An 18,939-nucleotide genomic window follows, 5' to 3' on the forward strand; every position below is an offset into this window, starting at 1 on the left:
CTAGATGGCCGTTCCCTTGGGGGCGATGATGAGAAGGTTGGCGTCGAATGTCAACGTGCCGAGCATGATCGAGTGGATGAGCCGGGACATGCGCACCTCGTAGATCTGGTCCCGGGACATGGGATTGGGCAGCAGGGGGTCGGCCACCAGCACCGCGCGCTCCTCGCGGCGGTAGCCGCAGAGGACCACGAAATGCCCGGCGGGCTCGCCGCGCACGTCGTCGTAGACCAGGGCGTCGCCCTGGCCCAGCTCCCGGGCCGTGCCGTAGAGATAGGTGGCCGAAAGCCCCGTGAGCACGGGCAGGCCGCGCTTGAGCATGCGCCGCAGCAGGGCCGAGGAAAGCTCCTCGAAGCGGATGGACCCGCCCTGGGCCAGGAAACGCATGTAGGCCCGGCAGGCGGCCCGGACCTTGCGGCGCTGGGGCTTGGCCTCGATCTGGGCCTCGAGCTTGCGGGCCATGTCCACGGGCGGGCCGGAGAACCAGGTGGGGTCGAAGACCTGGAGGTCGTAGGTGTAGAGCGCGGCCGAGTAGCCCCGGGACAGGGCGTGGCAGCCGAGGAGCACGGCCAGGGTGCCGCCGCCCGGAAGCTTCTCCACCTCGTCGACGACCCTCGGCAGGGGCAGGGCGTCGCCGTAGTAGGAGTAGACCGCGTGCAGGCAGGTGGGGCCGCAGGTGGAGTCGTCGGGCTGGGGCAGGATGCGGAAGTCGAGCCTTGTGACCATGGATCGCCTCGCTGGGGCAGGGACATACTCCCAACGCCCCGGAATATCCAGTGCCCGGCGAAGGGGCCGCCGGAGCGCATCGCGCCGGGATTTCGCGTGAAGCCCGTTGCCAAGGGGCGTTTTTTGGGGCATCTTTCGCGGAAAGGTCGCGCTCCCGGGGGCGGGAGGCGGCCCGACGTCAATGGGACCGGCCCGTCAGCGGGGCCGGGGCTATTGTTCCCTTCTTCAGCGTCGGAGCGCCATGAAACTTTCAGCCAAGTCGCGGTACGCCGTGCGTCTCATGCTCGACCTGGCCATGCACGTGGGCCGGGGGCCGCAGCGCACCGCCGCGCTCTCCGAACACACCGGGGTCACGGTGCGTTTCATCGAGCAGATCCTCAAGCCGCTCAAGAAGTCCGGCCTGGTGGACAGCGTGCGCGGCGCGGCCGGGGGCTACATCCTGGCGGGCAAGCCCGAGGACGTGACCCTGGCGGCCATCCTGCGGGTGGTGGAGGGCGACCTGAGCCTGACCCATTGCCGGGCCGCGCCGGAGATCTGCCACCGCAGTCAGGTCTGCAAGGCGCATCAGGCCTGGGGGCGGGTTTCACGGGCCCTGGAGGCCGAGTTGTCGGCCATCTCCCTGGCCGACCTCATGGAGCCCCTGCCGCTGGGATCGCAGCACGGCTGCGATATTTGACGCTCCCTTCACCCTCTTGAAATGAAAAAGCCCGCCTTCCGGCGGGCTTTTTTCGTCGTCCGAGGGGCGCGGGGTCTAGGCCCGGGCCTGATGCGCGTTGTCCACGGCCATGACCGGGGCCGGGCTCAGGATCGGGCTCTGGGCGGCCTGGAGCAGTTCGGTGGCCGGGGCGGCCACGGGCAGGCCGGACTTGACCTCGCGGGTGAGCCAGCCGGAGCGGTGCGGGGTGATCATGCACCAGACGCCGATCCAGGACAGACCCACGATCCAGAAGAAGGAGTAGGGCACGGCCCAGAGGAAGTTCCAGGAACGGTGGCGCGCCAGATAGACCACGGCCGGAATGGTCGAGGCGATGAGGGTGCCGATGAACACGTTCTTGGCCACCAGCAGGGGAGCCACCAGGAGCATTCCCAGCGAACCGATCTTGAGGGCCTCGCCGACCACCAGCTCGATCATCTGGAGCAGGTACTCCACGCGGGTGCCCATGGCCGGGGTTTCGCGGAAGCGGCCGAAGAGGAACTGGGCCATGACGATGGACTCGCGCACGTGGCTGCGGCCCCAGCGCACGAGCATCTTGCACAGGCCCTTGTACTTCACGGGCACGTTGGTCCAGACCAGGGCGTTCTGCTGGAAAAGGATGTGGAAGCCCTTGCGCAGGATGATGTTGGCCAGGCCGCGGTCCTCGCCGATGTTGGCGTAGCGGCCCAGGAACTGCTCCTCGGCCCACTCCTCCAGATGCGGGGCGAGCACGTCGCCGCGATAGGCCGAGAGGGCGCCGGGGGTGCAGAACACGGTGTTCAGCTTGCTCTGGGCCAGGCGCAGGAAGTCGAAGGAGAGGGTGAAGGCCACATCCATCATCTTGGGGATGAGGCCCTCGCGCAGGTTGAGCACGCGCACGTTGCCGGCGGTGGCGCCGACGCGCTCGTCGCTCACGAAGGGGCTCACCAGCTTGCGCAGGGTGTCGGGGTCCACCAGGGAGTCGGAGTCGATGGTCACCCAGACGGCTCCGGTGGCGCGGCGGAAGCCCTCGTACAGGGCGCGGCGCTTGCCGCCGTTCTTGGTCAGCTTGAGGGGCTCCACGCGGCCGGGGAGCATGCTCTCGGCGCGGCACATCCACTGCCAAGTGTCGTCCTTGGAGCCGTCGTCCACGGCGATGATCTGGAGCTTGTCGGCCGGGTAGTCGCTGGCGGCCACGCTGACCAGGGTGTTCAGCACATGGCGGCCTTCGTTGTAAGCCGGAACCACCACCGTGAGGGTGGGCAGGTCGGCGTCGGCGGCGTCGGGGCGGGGCTTGTAGGTCAGGGCCAGCCCGGCGCGCCAGAGCAGGGCGCCGATGGTCATCCAGAACAGGCCCTGGCCGAGCCACCAGGCCACCTCGCGGCCCACGCCGGCGAAGGAGGACAGGGCGGCGATGCCGGAGTCGGCCCAGACCCACCAGAGGGCCACGGCCGTGCACAGCAGGAAGAGGACCAGAACCACGGGATAGCCGATGTCGCCGTTGGTCAGCCGACGGCGGACGGCCGCCTTGCGGGCGGCGGTGAAAACGGAGGCGTCCTCGAACCGGACAGTGCTCATCGAATTCCTTCTCCTCGGGCTTACCCCGGACCCGAAAGGGTCCGCTTTCACGGTGTCCCGACTTTTTGGTCGAACTGGCTCTTGTCCCAGAATCACGCGGAAAGTCAATGGGAAAAAAGCCAATTGTTTCTTGCTGTTGTCCTTTTTCGCAAAAACACCCGGATGCCGGAGCGTCCGGGGTGCGGAAGAGTGAGCAAAGCCCATACCAAGAACTCAACATATTGATTTTGATTACGATTCTTAACTCTGTCGAATGATGGCGGCGGGAGAAGTGTACGTTTTTTGCGCAGTTTCGGGCCAAAAAATGCCCACGCCGGACGGGAGGGTTCTAGAGCTTGTCTAGCGGGCCGTTGAAGAATCCGCGTCGGCCGCGTTGCTCGGAAAACGCGGGTTCCCGCGCGGGGGAGCCGCGCACCGGGAGGGAGCGCGCAGCGCCTCGCGCGGAAGACTTTTTCGACGATCCGCCGGCCGTGGTCAGGTCGGGCCGGGCCGGTCGCGGAAGCCCCGGATGAAGGTCCGGGCGTCGTCCTCGGACAGGGGAGGCGAATAGAGGTAGCCCTGGCCGAATTCGCAGTCCAGCAGACTCAGGATTTCGTGATGCCGGGCCCGCTCCACGCCCTCGGCCACCACCTCCAGGCCCAGGGTGTGGGCCAGACTGATGATCGCCTTGACGATCGCCACGTTTTCCTGGTTCACGTCCATCTTCTGGACGAAGGAGAGGTCGATCTTGAGCAGATCCAGGGGCAGCTGCTGGAGATAGATCATGTTCGAATAACCGGTGCCGAAATCGTCCACGGAAAGGCGGATGCCCAGGTCGCGCAGGGCCTGGAGCCGTTCCACGGCCCGGGAGGCGTTCTCCATCAGGGCGGTTTCCGTGATCTCCAGCTTGAGCCGGTCCGCGGGCATGCCGGTTTCCTGGAGCACCCGGCGGATGGCGCCCACCAGGTCGGACTGGGCGAACTGGCGGCCGGAGAGGTTCACCGCCAGCGTCAGGTCCGCGGCGTCCGGGACGCCGCGGAGCCAGTCCGCGAAGGTCCGGCAGGCGGCCCGGAGCACCCAGAGGCCCAGCTCCACGATGAGCCCGGTCTCTTCGGCCACGGGAATGAATTCCGCCGGGCCCACCACCCCCCGCTCGGGGTGACGCCAGCGCACCAGGGCCTCGAAACCGTAAAGTCCGTAGCCGCGCCCCAGGCGGACGATGGGCTGGTAGACCAGGAAGAGCTGGTTCTCCGCCAGGGCGCGCTGCAATCCCGACTCCAGGTTGAGCCGATGCACGGCGGCGTCGAGCATGCGGTTGGTGAAGATCTTGAAGCGGTCGCGGCCCATCTCCTTGGCCCGGTGCATGGCCAGGTTGGCGTTCTGGAGCACGTCCTCGGGAGTCCTGTAGCGGCGGGTGTCCACCGCCACGCCGATGCTGGCCGTGAGCTGCACGGCCCGCTGGCCGAGCTGGAACTCGCGGGCCAGAACCTCGCGCACGCGGTGGACCACATGGATGGCCCGGCGGGGGGCCTCCAGCTCCTCGAGCACGAGCACGAACTCGTCGCCGCCCAGGCGGGCCACGGTGTCCAGGTCGCGCACGCATTCCAGCAGGCGCGAGGCGGTCTCCATGAGCAGGGCGTCGCCGAATTTGTGGCCCATGGAGTCGTTGACCAGCTTGAAGCGGTCCAGGTCCACGAAGAGCACGGCGAAAATGTAGTCGGGTCGACGCCGGGAGCGCTCGACGGCCTGGCGGATGCGGTCCAGGCAGAGGGTGCGGTTGGCCAGGCCGGTGAGCGGGTCGTGCAGGGCCTGGTGCCGGAGCTGCTCCTCCAGACGCTTGCGGGCGGAGATGTCCTGGCTCACGGACATGCCGCCGATGACCCGTCCGCCCGCGCCCGTGACCGGGACGGTGCGCACCTCGTAGGAGCGGTCCGCGAAGGTCAGCTCGGAAAGGCTGGTCTGCCCGGCCAGGGCCTGTCGGAAGACCTCCTCCACGCGCGGGGCCATGTCCGGGGGGAAGAACTCCCTCGGGGTGCGTCCCACGATGTCCTCCGGAACCAGGCTCAAGGCTTCCAGCCCCAGTCCTCCGGCGAGGAGAAAGCGCATCCGGGAGTCGAAGAGCAGCACCGTGCCGTTGGGGAAGTTCCGGGCCAGGGTGCGGTAGCGGGCCTCGGAGAGGGTGAGCGCCTCCAGGTTCCGCTTGCGCTCGGAGACATCGCGCATGATGGCCTGGAGCAGCGGCGGCGGCCCCGGCTCCACCAGGCTCAGGGAGACCTCGGCGTCGAATTCCGAGCCGTCGGCGCGCAGATGGCGCCATTCGAAGAGCAGGTTCTCCCCGGCGGCGGCCCGGGCCAGATGCTCCTCGGCCATCTCCGCCGAGCGTCGCCCGCACGGCTGGTGTTCCGGGGTGAAGTCCCCGGCCGGTGCGCCCAGTATCCTCTCCCTGGGGAGGCCGAGAATCTCGACCACGCGCTGGTTGCATTCCACGATGCGGCCGCCCCGGATGAGGGCGATGCAGTCGTTGGCCTTCTCGAACAGGCTCCGGTAGCGGAGTTCGGACTCCGTGAGCGCGGCCAGGGCCTTCTTGCGGTCGGTGATGTCCGTGACCGTGGCCAGAATGCGGGATCCGACGGGGAGATCCACCCGCCGCAGATGCACCTCCACGTCGAACACCGAGCCGTCGCCGGGCCGCCGGGATTTCCAGTCGAAGGTCAGGCTGCCGCCGGACATGACCGTGCGCCAGATCCCGGGCAGCCTCCCGAATTCGGCGTCCGGGGCGGAAAAGTCTTCGGCGATGGACATGCGCCGGGCCTGTTCGCGGGTCACGCCGAAAAGGTCCAGCATGCGGTCGTTGACGTCCAGGATGGTCCCGTCCGGATCGTGCAGGAACACGGCCGAATGGACGTTGTTGAACACGGCCCGCAGGGTGGACTCGGACTGCTCCAGGGCCTTGGCCGTGCGGCGGGCCTCGGTCACGTCCTGGAAGATCGAAAGCAACGCCTGGCCGCCCTGGTGGGGGACGATGCCGATGCGGCCCTCCACGGTGCGCGGCCTGCCGTCCTGGCCTTTGATCTCGTATTCCAGGGACGGCAGCATCCGGCCCGAGTCCCGGGCCAGGCGCATGCGTTTATCCAAAGCCTGTCTGCCCTCTTCGGTGAGCCGATCCCGCAGATCCGCGCCGATCATGTCCGCGGGTTCCGTGGCCCCGTAGAACGCCGCGGCCGCCGGGTTGGCCCAGAGGATAACCCCGTCCCGGTGCAGGACGATGGCCACGGGAGCAAGGGTGGCGATGCTCCGGTGCATGATCTCGGACTCATCAAGCGCGGCCAGGGTCCGCTTCAGTTCGGAGACGTCCTGGACATGGCCCAGGATGAAGGCCCGTCCGCTTTCCGGGTCGCGGAACAGGGACTTGATGGAGAGGATCGTGGACGCGCGGCCGTTCCAGACGATTTCGGTTTCATCCCGGCGGATCGCGCCGCGGGCCAGGACGTCTTCGTCGCGGAGGCGGAAGAGCCTGGCCTGTTTTTCGGAAAAGATTTCGAAGTCGGTGCGGCCGAGGATGTCCGCGCGTGTCCGGCCCAGCCCCTGGAGCAGGGCCGGGTTGGCGTAGATCCAGCGCAGGGAGTCGTCCTTGACGAAGATCGGCGCCTGGACGGCGTCCAGGACGGATGCGAGAATGCGCGGCAAGACCTCGTCCGAGGACGGGGCGGGTTTCTCCGGCGCCGGTTTCCTGGGCATGAGGCCTCCCTTGTCGACGGACTCCCTCTTAACGCCGGGAACGCTCTCGGGCAATGAGAAAGACTCGCCGCCGGCGGCCGGTTCGGCTGGACAGAGTTTCTTCCGTGGTTTATATGAAAATCGGGGGATTCCACTGCGGTTGTCCGGACCGGGGGCTCGGAGGCGAGGGCATGATCAGGAAGATTTCGGTTGCCGATCTGCGTCCCGGCATGTGCGTGGCCGAGATGGACGCCACGGTCTGGCGGCACATGCCGTTCCTCTACACCCGTCCAGGCTACGTGCGGGCCGAGGATCTGGAGCGCATCCGCGCCGAGGGCTACCTCGAGACCTTCATCGACACCTCCAAGGATCTGGGCGCCGAGGAGGAGACGCTTTCCGAAGAGGAGCGCCTGGATCTCCTGGTGGGCGGAGGCGAGCCCAAGGAACGCTCCCAGTCCTCCATGCGTGTGCCCATGCCCGACGAACTGCCCCGGGCCCACCGCAAGTATCGGGCGATCCTGGCCAGCGCCCGGCGCATCAGCGAACGCCTGCTGGCCCGGATGCCGTTGCGCGCGGCCGAGGCCGAGGACGCCGTGGAGGAGGTCATCGACTCCGTGGCCCGCAACCCCTCGGCCCTGCTCTGCCTCTCCAAGCTGCACAAGTACGACCGTTACACCTACACCCACGGGGCCAACGTCTGCGCCCTGGCGGTGATCTTCGGTTCCTTCCTCGGCCTGGCCCGGGACCGGCTCCTGGATTTGGGCCTGGCCGGGCTCCTGCACGACGCGGGCATGATCGTGGTGCCCACCGAGGTGCTCACCCGGCGCGGTCCCCTGACCCGGGACGAGATGGACCTCATGCGCACCCACCCGGCCCACGGCAGGCGCATCCTCGCCGAGTCCGGCGCCTTCTCCCAGGTGGTGCTGCGGGCCGTGGCCGAACACCACGAGCAGTACAACGGCCTAGGCTATCCCCAGGGCCTGCGCGCGGACCAGATCAGTCTGCACGGCCGCGTCCTGGGGCTCTGCGACATGTTCGACGCCCTGACCAGCGACCGCTCCCACGCCAAGGCCGCCGTGCCCTCCAAGGCCCTTTCCCTGATCTACGGGATGCGCGGGCAGAACTTCGTGCCCCGCGAGGCCGAGCTGTTCATCAAGTGCCTGGGCATCTACCCGCCGGGCAGCCTGGTGCGTCTTTCCAGCGGCGATCTGGCCGTGGTCTATGAAACCAACCCGAATTTCCCGCTGCTGCCAGCCGTGAACGTGATTCTCGACCGCCGCCTGCGGCCCCGTCCGCCCCGGGTGGTGGACCTGGCGGCCCACGCCCGCGACGACTCCGGCAGGCCCCGCCTGCGCATCGTGGAGTGCCTCAACCCGCTGAACTACATGTTCGATCTTCGTCGGCTTCTGGGCGTGGACCTGGCCCTGAACTAGCGGGCCGGTGAAAAATCCGCCCCGGCGTCGTCGCCGCGAAAACCCCGGACCCTCGCGTGGGTTCGGCCACGCGTCGGGCCCGCTCTTTTCTCGCGCCGTCGCCGTCCCCTTCCGGCTCCGCGCCCGTCTCCCGATGAAAAAGGCCCGCCCCATGCGGGAGCGGGCCCTGTCGCCGTTTCTCGTCGCCTAGTCCTCGGGCCGCTGCGGGGTCACGCCCCAGATGTCGCGGGCGTATTCCATGACCGCCCGGTCCGAGGAGAACCGCCCCATGCCCGCCGTGTTGCGGATGCTCATGGCCGTCCAGCGGTCCTTGCGCAGGAAGGCCCGGGCCGCGCGCTCCTGGCAGTCGGCGTAGGAGCGGAAGTCGGCCAGCACCAGAAACGGATCGCCCTGGCGCAGGAGCCCGTCCACCAGGGGCCGGAAGAGGTCCGGCTCCAGGGGCGAGAAGTGGCCTCCGGCGATCATGTCGATGGCCCGCTTCAGCTCCGGGTCGCGGGAATAGAGCTCCCAGGGGTTGTGTCCCCGGGCCTTGACCTCGGAGACCTCCACGGCGTCGAGCCCGAAATGAAAGAAGTTCTCCGGGCCCACGGCCTCGCGGATCTCCACGTTGGCCCCGTCCAGGGTGCCCACGGTGAGCGCGCCGTTGAGGGCGAACTTCATGTTGCTCGTGCCCGAGGCCTCGGTGCCCGCCAGGCTGATCTGCTCCGAGATGTCCGCGCCCGGGATGATCCGTTCGGCCGTGGAGACGCAGTAGTTGGGTAGGAAGACCACCTTGAGCAGTTCCTGGGCCGCGGGTTCGGCGTTCACCCGTTCGGCCACGGAGTTGATGAGCTTGATGATCAGCTTGGCCACGCGGTAGCCGGGCGCGGCCTTGCCGCCGAAGATGTGCGCCCGGGGCACGTTCGGCCCCGGCACGCCGTCGCGCAGGCGGTTGAGCAGCACGACCACGTGCAGGATGTTCAGGAACTGCCGCTTGTATTCGTGGATGCGCTTGACCTGCACGTCGAACAGCCCGTCCCAGTCCAGGCGCGCGCCGACCTTGTGCAGCACGTAGTCGGCCAGGCGCTTCTTGTTGCGCCGCCGGACGTCTTCCCATCGTTCGCGGAAGGCCGCGTCGGCGGCCAGGGGGGCCAGCCGCTCCAGCCGGTCCAGGTCGGTGAGGAAGTCCGGCCCCAGGGTCTCGGCCAGCAGGCCCGAAAGTCCGGGATTGCAGAGCCGCAGCCAGCGCCTGGGGGTCACGCCGTTGGTCTTGTTCTGGAAAAGCCCGGGGTCCAGGTCCGAGAAGTCGCGGAAGACCTGGTTGCGGATGATGTCCGAGTGCAGGACCGAGACGCCGTTGACCGCGTGCGAGCCCACGATGGCCAGGTGGGCCATGCGCACCCGGCGGTTCCGGCCCTCCTCGATGAGCGACATGCGCCGCAGCCGCCCCTCGTCGCCGGGGGAGTGCGCGGCCACCTCCTCCAGGAAGCGGTGGTTGATCTCGTAGATGATCTGCATGTGCCGGGGCAGGACGCGGGTGAGCAGATCCACGGGCCAGCGCTCCAGGGCCTCGGGCATGACCGTGTGGTTGGTGTAGGCGAAGGTCTTGCGGGTGATCTCCCAGGCCTGATCCCAGTCCATGAGTTCCTGGTCCAGGAGCAGGCGCATCAGCTCGGGGATGGCGATGGCCGGGTGGGTGTCGTTGAGCTGCACGGCCACGTAGCGGTGCAGGTTCTCCATGCTGGGATGGTCCTTGCGGTGGCGGCGCATGATGTCCTGGAAGGTGGCCGAGACGAAGAAGTACTGCTGCTTGAGCCGCAGTTCCTGGTTTTCGGCCACGGCGTCGCTGGGGTAGAGGACCTTGGAGATGTTCTCGCTGCTGGTCTTGTGTTCGATGGCCTTGATGTATTCGCCGTTGTTGAAGAAATCCAGGTCGAACTCGCGGCTGGACTTGGCCGCCCAGAGGCGCATGTTGATGACGTTGCCGTTTTGGTAGCCGGGCACGAGCATGTCGCAGGCCATGGCCATGACGTGTTCGCCGGAGACCCACTGGTGGCGCAGGCGGTTGTGCGAGTCGTAGTAGGTGCGCACCTCGCCGAAGAACTCCACGGGATAGAGATGCTGGGGCCGCTCGAACTCCCAGGGGTTGCCGAAGCGCAGCCAGTTGTCGGGCCGCTCCAGCTGCCAGCCGTCCTGGATGAGCTGGTAGAAGATGCCGTAGTCGTAGCGGATGCCGTAGCCGTATGCCGGGATGCCCATGGTGGCCATGGAATCGAGGTAGCAGGACGCCAGGCGCCCCAGGCCGCCGTTGCCCAGGCCCGCGTCCCACTCCAGTTCCACGATGTCCTCCGGGTTGACGCCGAACTCCTCCAGGGTCCGGACGCACTCCCGCTCCAGCCCCAGGCAGAGGATGTTGTTCCAGAGCGAGCGGCCGGGCAGGAACTCCAGGGAGAGGTAGTACACGCGTTTGGCCCCGCGCAGGTAGTAGGCCCGCTGGGTCTTGATCCAGCGTTCGGCCATGCGCTCCCGCACGGTGTAGGCCAGGGCCTTGAAATAGTCGTGTTTCGAGGCCAGGGCCGCGTCGTTGCCGAGGAAGGAAAGGATGTGGCGTTCGATGTCGGCCTTGAGCGGCGCGGCCCGCTTTCCGCCGACGGCCTTTTCGGACGACGGCGTCCTGGTCCTGGGGCGCTTGGCTGGCATGGCGGCCTCCTGGGTTCTGGGTTCCTCTTATTTCAATCCTTCATTTCCGCCGCGAAGGCAACGTCGAAAAAAATCACGCCCGAACGGGGACTCCGCCCGTTCCCCAACCGTCACCGTTCCGCAACGCTTCCGCCACACGGGTTTGCTAGATTGAGGCGAACAACCGAGGCAGGCCATGACCGCCACATCGCTTCCTTGGCGCCGGACCCTCGGCGCCCTGCTGCGCGGCCGGGTTCCCGGCCAGCTGGTCATCCAGTACACCGACCACTGCAACGCCCTCTGCGCCCAGTGCGGCATGAACGCCCGCTCGGGCATTCCGCGCTCCGTGCTCGGCGCGGACAGGGCCGCGGCTCTGGTGGACGCGGCCGCCGAGAAGGGTTTCCTGGCCCTCTCCTTCACCGGGGGCGAACCCCTCCTGCACCTGGGCGAGATCGCCGAGCTGTCGCGACGGGCCCGGGCCAAGGGCATCCCCCTGGTGCGCACCGGCACCAACGGCTTCCTTTTCCGGGGCCATGAGAAGCCGGACTTTCCCGACCGCATGCGCCGCCTGGCCGAGACCGTGGCCGAGTCCGGGCTGAACAACTTCTGGATCAGCCTGGATTCCGCCGACCCGGCCGTGCATGAGCGCAACCGGGGCCTGCCCGGCATGGTCCGGGGTGTGGAGAAGGCCTTGCCCGTGTTCCGCGAATTCGGGCTCTACCCGGCGGCCAACCTGGGCGTGAACCGCCTCGTCGGCGGCGGGACGCCTCCGCCCCCGGCGGCCGAGGACCCGGACGGCTTTCGCGAACACTTCCTGGCCGCCTTCCTGCGCTTCTACTCCTTCGCCGAATCCCTGGGCTTCACCACGGTGAACGCCTGCTATCCCATGAGCCTGCCCGAGGACCGCGCCCGGGAGCAGGCCGTGTACGCGGCCACCTCGGCCGACGACATGGTCCGCTTCAGCGGCCTGGAGCGGCCTCTGCTCTACCGGGCCCTGCTGGCGGCCGTGGAGTCCTTCCGCCACCGCCTGCGCGTGTTCACCCCGCGCAGCGCGCTGCTCAGCCTCATCCGCGAGCACGAGGGCGGCGAGGCGGCCTTCCCCTGCCGGGGCGGGGTGGACTTCTTCTTCGTCCAGGCCGGCGGCCTCACGGCCTTCCCCTGCGGCTATCGGGGCGGCGAGCCCCTGGGGCCGTTCCCGGACCTGGACGTGTCCCGGCTTTCGCGCCGGGCCTCCTGCTCGGCCTGCGACTGGGAGTGCTTCCGCGACCCCTCGCTGCTGGCCGGGCCCCTGCTGGAGCTGGCCATGCGCCCCCTGGCCGGGGTCTGGCGGCTGCTGCGAGACCGGGAGCTGGCCCGGGCCTGGCTGGACGACCTGCGCTACTCCCGCGCCTGCGACAATTTCTCCCTGCGCAGCGCGCCGGACGCCTGGCACATGGCTCGTTTCGCCCGTCGCGCTTCGACGGAAAGCGGCCTGACGCCCATCCCGGCGGCCTGAGCCGCGCCGTTTCGGCTTGTCTCCCGCTTCCCGAGGGAGTATAAGTCATCCTGTCGGGCCCAGAGGCGGACGTCCGAAGGGAGGCGGCATGGATTCCTTCGAAGGCGGGAGCGGACCCCGCGCGGACGTCCCCGCCGGATGCGGGGACGAGGCCGGGCGTGAGCGCAAGATCCTGCGGCGCATCCACGAGAAGATCGACGACTACGAGTCCTACGGCTTTTCCCGGGCCGAGGTCCGCATGTTCAACGTCTTCTTCGATCTGGCCCAGGAGTTCGAGGACGACGGCGACTTCTTCGCGGTCTGTGTGCTTCTGCCGGAAGCCTTCTTCAATCTCGAAGCGGATCTGGCCCTGCTGGTCGACCCGGGCGTCCTGCGCCTGCGGCGCAGTTCGGGCGCGTCGCCCAGCCCCGGCGACGGGTTCCCAGCGACCCCCGAGGAGTTGCCCCGGGCCGCCGTCGAAGTCCGGGGCCGCCTGCTCCTGCCGGTGAAGATCAATCCGTCCCTTCGCGACCTCCTGCCTTTCGAACCCATCGACGACGTCATCGGGGTGCTCTCCCTGCGTCCGACCGAGGGCCTGGGCGAGAAGGAGCGGCTCTTCTTCCAGAAGTTCGCCAACCGCCTGGGCTACCAGTACCACATCCGGCTCATCCGCACGCGCAACCGCGAGCACCTGGAGTTCATCAAGAATCTCGTGGAGGACATCGGCCACAACGTCATCGTGCCGAACATGTACTTCCGGCTCTTCTTCAATCGGCTCAAGGGCAAGATCGACGGGCTGGAGGAACTCGCCCGGGAGATGGCCCGGGACGAGGAGGGCCACCCCGGGTTCACGGGGGAGCTCCGGGCCAAGCTGGAGTATCTGCACTCCGGCATCCTGACGCAGTTCAACGAGATATTCCGCCACTACGAGCAGACCAGCCTGTTCCTGGAGACGCTTCTACGCCGCCGCCATTTCCAGGAGGGCCGCTACGTCCTGGAGAAGCGCGCCTGCAACCTGCGCAAGCAGGTCATCGAGCCGCAGCTGGAGCGCTACCGCCCGCGCCTGGAGGAGCGGGGCATCGAGATCGATCTCTCCCTGGGCGGGGTGCCGGATCGCGAGGTCACGCTCCTGGCGGACATCGGCCTGCTGGCCCAGGTCTACTCGAACCTCTTCTCCAACGCGGTCAAGTACACCCGCGAGGTGGAACGCTGGGGCCGGGGCCGCTCCAAATGGATGGCCTACGGCTGGCAGGTCTTGCCCGGATACTTCGGCACGGGCCGCGAAGGGATCAAGCTGAACGTCTTCAGCTCCGGCCCGGTGATCCCGGCCGCCGAGCGCGAGCGCCTCTTCACCCCGGGATTCCGCGCCGGCAACGTGGAGAGCGAGTACGGCACGGGCCACGGTCTGTACTTCGTGCGCCAGGTGGTCGAGTTGCACGGCGGCATGGTCGGCTACGAACCCCTGCCCGAGGGCAACAATTTCTACCTCGTCCTGCCGCTGGAGAAGGCCCGGGACGCGACCGCCTGATTCCGGGCCGCCTTCGGCTTGACAGGTGGCGCTCTTTCAGTAACGCCTTGTGCATGAGGAGACCGGCCGCCGACCCGTGACGGGCCGTTTCGCCGGTTGCGCCATGGCAGAAGAAGAAAATCTTCCGCCGCCGCTGTGCGAGGGAGGGAGCCCGGCCGCCGCCGACGCGGACGCCGTGGTCCGGTTCGGGGCCACCCGCGATCGCATGAAGCTCTGCGTGAGCTGCTACTCTCCGGCGCGGGGAGCGGGAGCGCCCCTGAGCCTGGAGCGGCTGGAGGAACTGCTGCATCTGGCTGGGTTGCGGGCCGAGCTGGACCGCGAGGCCACGGCCCGGGCCGTGGCCCTGCTCCTGGTCGGTCGGGACGCCCGTTCCGTGGCCATCGCCCGGGGCCTGCGGCCCTTGCCCTCCCGCGACGCCTGGGTGGAGCCCCTGGGCGATTTCAATTTTCCCGTCTTTCCCGGACAGGCGTTCGGTCGCCTCCATCCTCCGGAGCCCGCTCTCCCGGGCCGCGACGTCACCGGCGAGGCCGTGCCGCCCACGGACCAGCGCAGGCCCCGGAACATCGACATCCCCCCGGATGCTGGTTGCGTCCTGACCGAGGACGGCCTGCTCACGGCCACAGCCTGCGGTCTGGTGCGCGTGAGCGACACCCAGGTGCGGTTGGAGCCGGTTTTCCGGGTGGCTGACGACCTGCTTTCGGTCACGGCCGCGCTCTATCCTCACGACGCGCTGGGGCTGGCGCTCACGGCCCGGCGGGTGCGGGAAGAGCTGTCGCGCATGGGCGTGGCCGTGGGCGTGCGCCTGGGTCGGGTGGAGGAATCCCTGGCCCGGGCCCGGGAGGCGGGCGCGGCGGTGGAGGGCGTGGTCGTGGCCCGCGGGCGTCCGCCCGAGCATGGCCGCGACGGATATCTGGAACTCTACTACACCGAGCGCGAGAACGTGGGCACCGTGTCCGAGAGTGGGCGCATTGACTGGCGCGACCGTGGTTTTTCCCCGGTGGTGGAGGAGGGCTCGGACATCGCCCGCCTGCATCCCCCCACCGAGGGCGTTCCCGGCCAGGACGTGTTCGGCGACCCGGTTCCGCCGCGTCCCGGCAAGCCGCTGGTGGTGCGTCCCGGGCGGAACGTGGAGGTGGCCGAGGCCGGCATGCTCTTCCGCTCCCGGATCACTGGCGTCGTCCTTGCGGGCAAGGGCGCCTTGGACGTGTCCGAGCTCCTGGACGTGGGCGGGGACGTGGACTACGCCACGGGCAACATAAGGTTGGCTCACGGTTCGGTGCGGATCAAGGGCACGGTGCGCTCCGGTTTCGAAGTCGCGGCCCCAGGCAGCGTGCTCGTCGATGGGGTGGTGGAGGACGCCCGCGTGGAGGCCGGAGGCGATGTGGCCGTGCGCGGGGGGATCTTCATGTCCGGTGAAACCCCGGCCTTCATCCGGGCGGGGGGCGGCGTGAGCGCGGCCTACACCCACAACGCCCGGATCATGGCCGGGGGCGACGTGACCATCGCTCACTACATCACCTGCGGCACGGTGCAGGCGGGCTACCGCGTGCATGCCGGGGGGCGGGTGCGAGTGACCGACGCCAAGGGCAAGATCATGGGCGGGCTGGTCATCTGCGCAGAGGGCCTGGAAGTCTTTGAGGCCGGGTCGCCCATGGGTGTGACCACGGTCCTGGCCGTGAGCCGCGAAAATCCCGAACTACGGGAATTGATGCAGGAGAAGCGACGGCTGCGGGCCCTGGTGGACCGGGTGAACACCCAGTTCGGGGAGGGCCCGCCGGAGGCAGCCCTGGAGCGCGTGCCCGCCGAACGGAGGGAGGAGGCTCTGTCCCTGCTGGCCGATCGGGAGAAGGCCCTGGGCCGTCTCAAGGAGGTGCGCCGTACCCTGGCCGAGCAGGCCCAATCCGAGCTGGGCCGCGGCGAGGGTGCGCGGATCGTGATCCGGGGCGTGGCCCATCCCGGGGTCGTCATCAAGATGGGCGGCCGGTCCCTGCACGTGGATCGGCCCCTGGAGCGCGGGCAGTTCTTCTGGAATGCCGAGCGTCGCGAGATCGTCGTCGCCGGTTTGTGACGCCGGGGCCTCAAGTCTCTTCCCGCGTGCGCCGAAAAGAACGGGAAGCGAGGTCGGGTTGTCCACTCTGAGCGAATCGAGGGGCTTCCCATGTCCCCGGGCTTCATGTTAGAAATTTTTCTTTCGGTCAATCGGGGGTAAGTGAGGCCAGGAGCATGAAGATGTTTGGCAAGAGATCCGATGACGGCGAAGGCGTGCGCGGGGACGAGCTGAACGCGTTCCTGGGCGCGGGCATCGAATACCGGGGCCGCCTGGAATTCGTCGGCACCGTGCGCATCGACGGCCGTTTTCATGGCGAGATCGTCTCGCCCGGCACCCTTGTTCTGGGGCGCGACGCTGAGGTCCACGGACAGATCCGCGTGGGCAGCCTCTTCTCCTCGGGGAGCATCCAGGGCGACGTGGATGCCCAGGTCAAGACCGTGCTGCACGGCTCCGCCGTGCTCGTGGGCAGCCTGCACTCCAAGGCCTTGGTCATTGAGGAGGGCGCTCGGGTCGAAGGCCAGGTCTCCATGCAGGGCGAGGCGGCCGTGCTGTCCGCGCGGGCAGCCGCGGCGCTTGATCATTCCGCCGTGCTGCCCGTCGGGGCCTTGCCGGTGGAGGATGAGGACGCCCATCTCATCGAGCCCCTGCCGGCCGGTGAAAAAACAATGTGATGTCGAGGTGTGAATCCATGTATGAATTGGTCATCGTCAACGGCGCCAAGGAAGAGGTGGTCTTCGTCACCGAGGATCCCCGCGAGGCGGAGCTGAAACGCCAGCAGCACGTCCGCTCCATGGGCCAGGGCTACGCGGAGATCCGCGAAACCCGCCCGCAGGGCAAGAAGAAGTGATTTCCCGGCGCGCCGTCTTCGCGGCGCGCCGTCCCTTTCCCCACCTTTTCCCTCGAATGCGCCGCCTCCTGCCCCGCCCGGGGGAGGAGGCGTTTCTTCCGTCACGCCGTGACGCCGTCCCGCGCCGAAGAAAAAAAAGGGGCGCCCCGAAGGGCGCCCCGTGAGCATGCGGTCGTGTCGTCGCCTACTTCATGCTGGAGCCGGCGGCGGCCTTCTGCATCTTGATCTCGACCTTTTCGGTCAGGCTGGCGTAGTACTCGCGCAGGATGTCGAGGACTTCCTCGCGGCCAAAGTGATCCGGAACCGGAGCGTTTTCGGAGAGCATCTTGCGCAGCTTGGTGCCGGAGAGGATGACGCGGTCTTCCTTGCTGTGCGGGCAGGTGCGCAGGGAGGCCATGCCGTCGCACTTGAAGCAGTAGAAGGTCCAGTCGATCTTCAGCGGCTGGGTGAGCAGAGCCTTGCCGGGCTCCTTGGACTGCGGGATGGTGTCGAAGATGGTCTGGGCTTCGAACATGCCGTAGAAGTCGCCGACGCCGGCGTGGTCACGGCCGACGATCAGGTAGTTCATGCCGTAATTCTGACGGAACGTGGCGTGCAGCAGGGCCTCGCGGGGACCGGCGTAACGCATGTCCAGGGGGTAACCGGCCTGGATCACGTTCTTCTCGACGAAGTACTTCTTCACCAGGGTGTCGATGCACTTCACGCGCACTTCGGCCGGGATGTCGCCGGGCTTCAGGGCGCCCACCAGGGAGTGGATGACCACGCCGTCCATGACTTCCACCGCGATCTTGCAGAGGTATTCATGGGAACGGTGCATGGGGTTGCGCAGCTGCAGGGCGGCCACATTCCGCCAGCCATGCTCGTCCATCTCGGAGCGGAGCTGGGCCGGGGTCTTGTACACGCCGGGGAACTTCTCGGGGAAGTCGCCCTCGGAGAGAACCTTCACCTGGCCGGCGAGGTAGCAGGGCTTGCGGTTGAAGACCATCTGGACGCCCGGGTGCTCGGCTTTCGCCTTGGCCAGGAAGTCGCCCTGGGAGTCGTCGCCGGCGCCCTTGTAGATCTTCTCGGACTCCCACGCCTTGTCGGCGTCGGAGAGTTCGAACTTCTCGGAGACCTTGATGGTGGCCATCATGAGACCGTTGCGCTCCAGGGCCACTTCGTCGCCGACCTTGATGCCGTCGGCGTCTTCCTTGGTGCAGGAGAGCATGACCGGGATGGGCCAGAAGGTGCCGTTGGCCAGCGTCATTTTTTCGCAGACGCTCTTCCAGTCGGCCTTGGTCATGAAGCCGTCCAGCGGGCTGAAGCCGCCGATGCCGATCATGATCAGGTCACCCTTCTCCTGGGAGGTGATCTGGATCTTCTTCAGGCCGGCGGCCTTCTTCAATTCGGCTTCACGCTCCGCACCGGCCAGAAGGCGGATGACCAGACCTTTGCCACCATGAGGGGGGACGAGCTTGGACATAGTTTCCTCCTTAATGATTGTTCCCGAAGTCACACTCTCGACGCGCCGGATCTCCCGAGGCGACCTTCCGACGGAGAAGGCCGCCGGTCCGGCGGAGATTCCTGACGGTGCATCGCGAGGCTAGCCGGGCCGCGTTCCGTCGTCAAGGCCGGAAGCGTTTCGGTGAGCCTTCTTCAGCACCGCACGGATGTGTTATCTCCTGCATTGTGAAAGTTGTGTCAAGCGGAAAAGTAGGCTTCAGGGGCCGGAGGGCTGCGCGTTTTCGCCAGGTATTCGTTTACTGTGTTGATTTTGCGATGCTTTTCACCCGGCTCATGGGAGGGGCGTGTGGGCGTCCCTCGGGCCGCCAGGTCGCGCCGGGGGTGAGCGCGGAGCTGGGCATATCCCGGGGGAGGATCGCCTCCCGAAACGGGAGGGATGATCCTCCGGTAATTTCGAGATGTTATCGTAACAATGTCTAGCCTAAATCGAGCGGAGGGGGCCCATTGAAGCCTTCCTCGGCAGAAACCGGGAGAAGATTGACTCCAAAAATGGTGCGATGGGGACAGCTTGATCGCTGAAGCGTGATAATGCTGCTCGTTTCGGTTGTGAAACCGGATTTTTCAGGAAGTTGGACGCACCTCTCCCGTTGCTGGACATGGAGCGGGGCGTTCTGATCAGGTCCAGACGAATTTTGGAACGCTCAGGCAGCGCTCCCACAGTTCTTTGAAACGCAATGAGTCCATGGCTATTGCCGTGACCTTGAGTACGGTTTTGCCAGCATGGGACACCACTTTGGCGGCTACGTCCACCAAGCGGCGACGCAGCGTCGTTGGGA

Annotated in this window: 12 protein-coding genes; 7 read left to right on the plus strand and 5 right to left on the minus strand. The window is 67.5% G+C overall.

Annotated features, from left to right (window positions below):
• Nucleotides 1-723 (minus strand): hypothetical protein, encoded by a 723-nt coding sequence (locus H587_RS0112080; protein WP_027176494.1) that lies wholly within the window; start codon nucleotides 721-723, stop codon nucleotides 1-3.
• 241 nt (nucleotides 724-964) lie between these two features.
• On the opposite strand from H587_RS0112080, the gene H587_RS0112085 reads away from it, so the two are divergent.
• Nucleotides 965-1,399 carry an RrF2 family transcriptional regulator gene (locus H587_RS0112085; protein WP_027176495.1) on the plus strand — a complete coding sequence of 145 codons (435 nt, stop codon included), beginning with the start codon at nucleotides 965-967 and terminating at the stop codon, nucleotides 1,397-1,399.
• Between the two features lie 75 nt (nucleotides 1,400-1,474).
• On the opposite strand, the gene H587_RS18440 is transcribed toward H587_RS0112085, so the two are convergent.
• Together H587_RS18440 and H587_RS18445 are read right to left on the minus strand one after the other, a co-directional pair.
• Entirely contained in the window at nucleotides 1,475-2,974 is a 1,500-nt protein-coding gene (locus tag H587_RS18440) for a glycosyltransferase family 2 protein (protein ID WP_051202748.1), read from the minus strand.
• Between the two features lie 474 nt (nucleotides 2,975-3,448).
• Nucleotides 3,449-6,691: a sensor domain-containing protein gene (locus tag H587_RS18445; protein WP_051202749.1), complete on the minus strand. Its 3,243-nt coding sequence runs from the start codon at nucleotides 6,689-6,691 to the stop codon at nucleotides 3,449-3,451.
• A 170-nt stretch (nucleotides 6,692-6,861) separates the two neighbouring features.
• On the opposite strand from H587_RS18445, the gene H587_RS0112100 reads away from it, so the two are divergent.
• Complete coding sequence (locus H587_RS0112100; protein ID WP_027176496.1) at nucleotides 6,862-8,103, plus strand: HD-GYP domain-containing protein; 1,242 nt, start codon at nucleotides 6,862-6,864, stop codon at nucleotides 8,101-8,103.
• Between the two features lie 186 nt (nucleotides 8,104-8,289).
• Here the strand turns inward: H587_RS0112100 and H587_RS18450 are convergent, their stop codons facing one another.
• Nucleotides 8,290-10,782, minus strand: coding sequence for a glycogen/starch/alpha-glucan phosphorylase (locus tag H587_RS18450; protein ID WP_051202751.1), 2,493 nt, complete (start codon nucleotides 10,780-10,782; stop codon nucleotides 8,290-8,292).
• A 175-nt stretch (nucleotides 10,783-10,957) separates the two neighbouring features.
• Between H587_RS18450 and H587_RS18455 the strand changes: the two genes are divergently transcribed.
• From H587_RS18455 to H587_RS20860, 5 genes are all read left to right on the plus strand, one after another.
• Nucleotides 10,958-12,256: a radical SAM protein gene (locus H587_RS18455; RefSeq protein ID WP_051202753.1), complete on the plus strand. Its 1,299-nt coding sequence runs from the start codon at nucleotides 10,958-10,960 to the stop codon at nucleotides 12,254-12,256.
• 88 nt (nucleotides 12,257-12,344) lie between these two features.
• Nucleotides 12,345-13,763: a sensor histidine kinase gene (locus H587_RS0112115; RefSeq protein ID WP_027176497.1), complete on the plus strand. Its 1,419-nt coding sequence runs from the start codon at nucleotides 12,345-12,347 to the stop codon at nucleotides 13,761-13,763.
• 103 nt (nucleotides 13,764-13,866) lie between these two features.
• Entirely contained in the window at nucleotides 13,867-15,831 is a 1,965-nt protein-coding gene (locus tag H587_RS0112120) for a FapA family protein (RefSeq protein ID WP_156904547.1), read from the plus strand.
• Nucleotides 15,832-15,992: 161 nt separating this feature from the next.
• The gene (locus H587_RS18460) at nucleotides 15,993-16,484 is read left to right on the plus strand and encodes a bactofilin family protein (RefSeq protein WP_084630696.1); all 492 of its coding nucleotides are present in this window, start codon (nucleotides 15,993-15,995) and stop codon (nucleotides 16,482-16,484) included.
• 17 nt (nucleotides 16,485-16,501) lie between these two features.
• Nucleotides 16,502-16,660, plus strand: a complete 159-nt coding sequence (locus tag H587_RS20860; protein ID WP_169432778.1) for a hypothetical protein — start codon at nucleotides 16,502-16,504, stop codon at nucleotides 16,658-16,660.
• A gap of 184 nt (nucleotides 16,661-16,844) precedes the next feature.
• On the opposite strand, the gene sat is transcribed toward H587_RS20860, so the two are convergent.
• Nucleotides 16,845-18,122: a sulfate adenylyltransferase gene (gene sat / locus H587_RS0112135; RefSeq protein WP_027176499.1), complete on the minus strand. Its 1,278-nt coding sequence runs from the start codon at nucleotides 18,120-18,122 to the stop codon at nucleotides 16,845-16,847.
• Between the last annotated feature and the right edge of the window lie 817 nt (nucleotides 18,123-18,939).

Origin of the sequence: Desulfovibrio aminophilus DSM 12254 (genome assembly GCF_000422565.1) — a bacterium.
Taxonomy (GTDB): domain Bacteria; phylum Desulfobacterota; class Desulfovibrionia; order Desulfovibrionales; family Desulfovibrionaceae; genus Aminidesulfovibrio; species Aminidesulfovibrio aminophilus.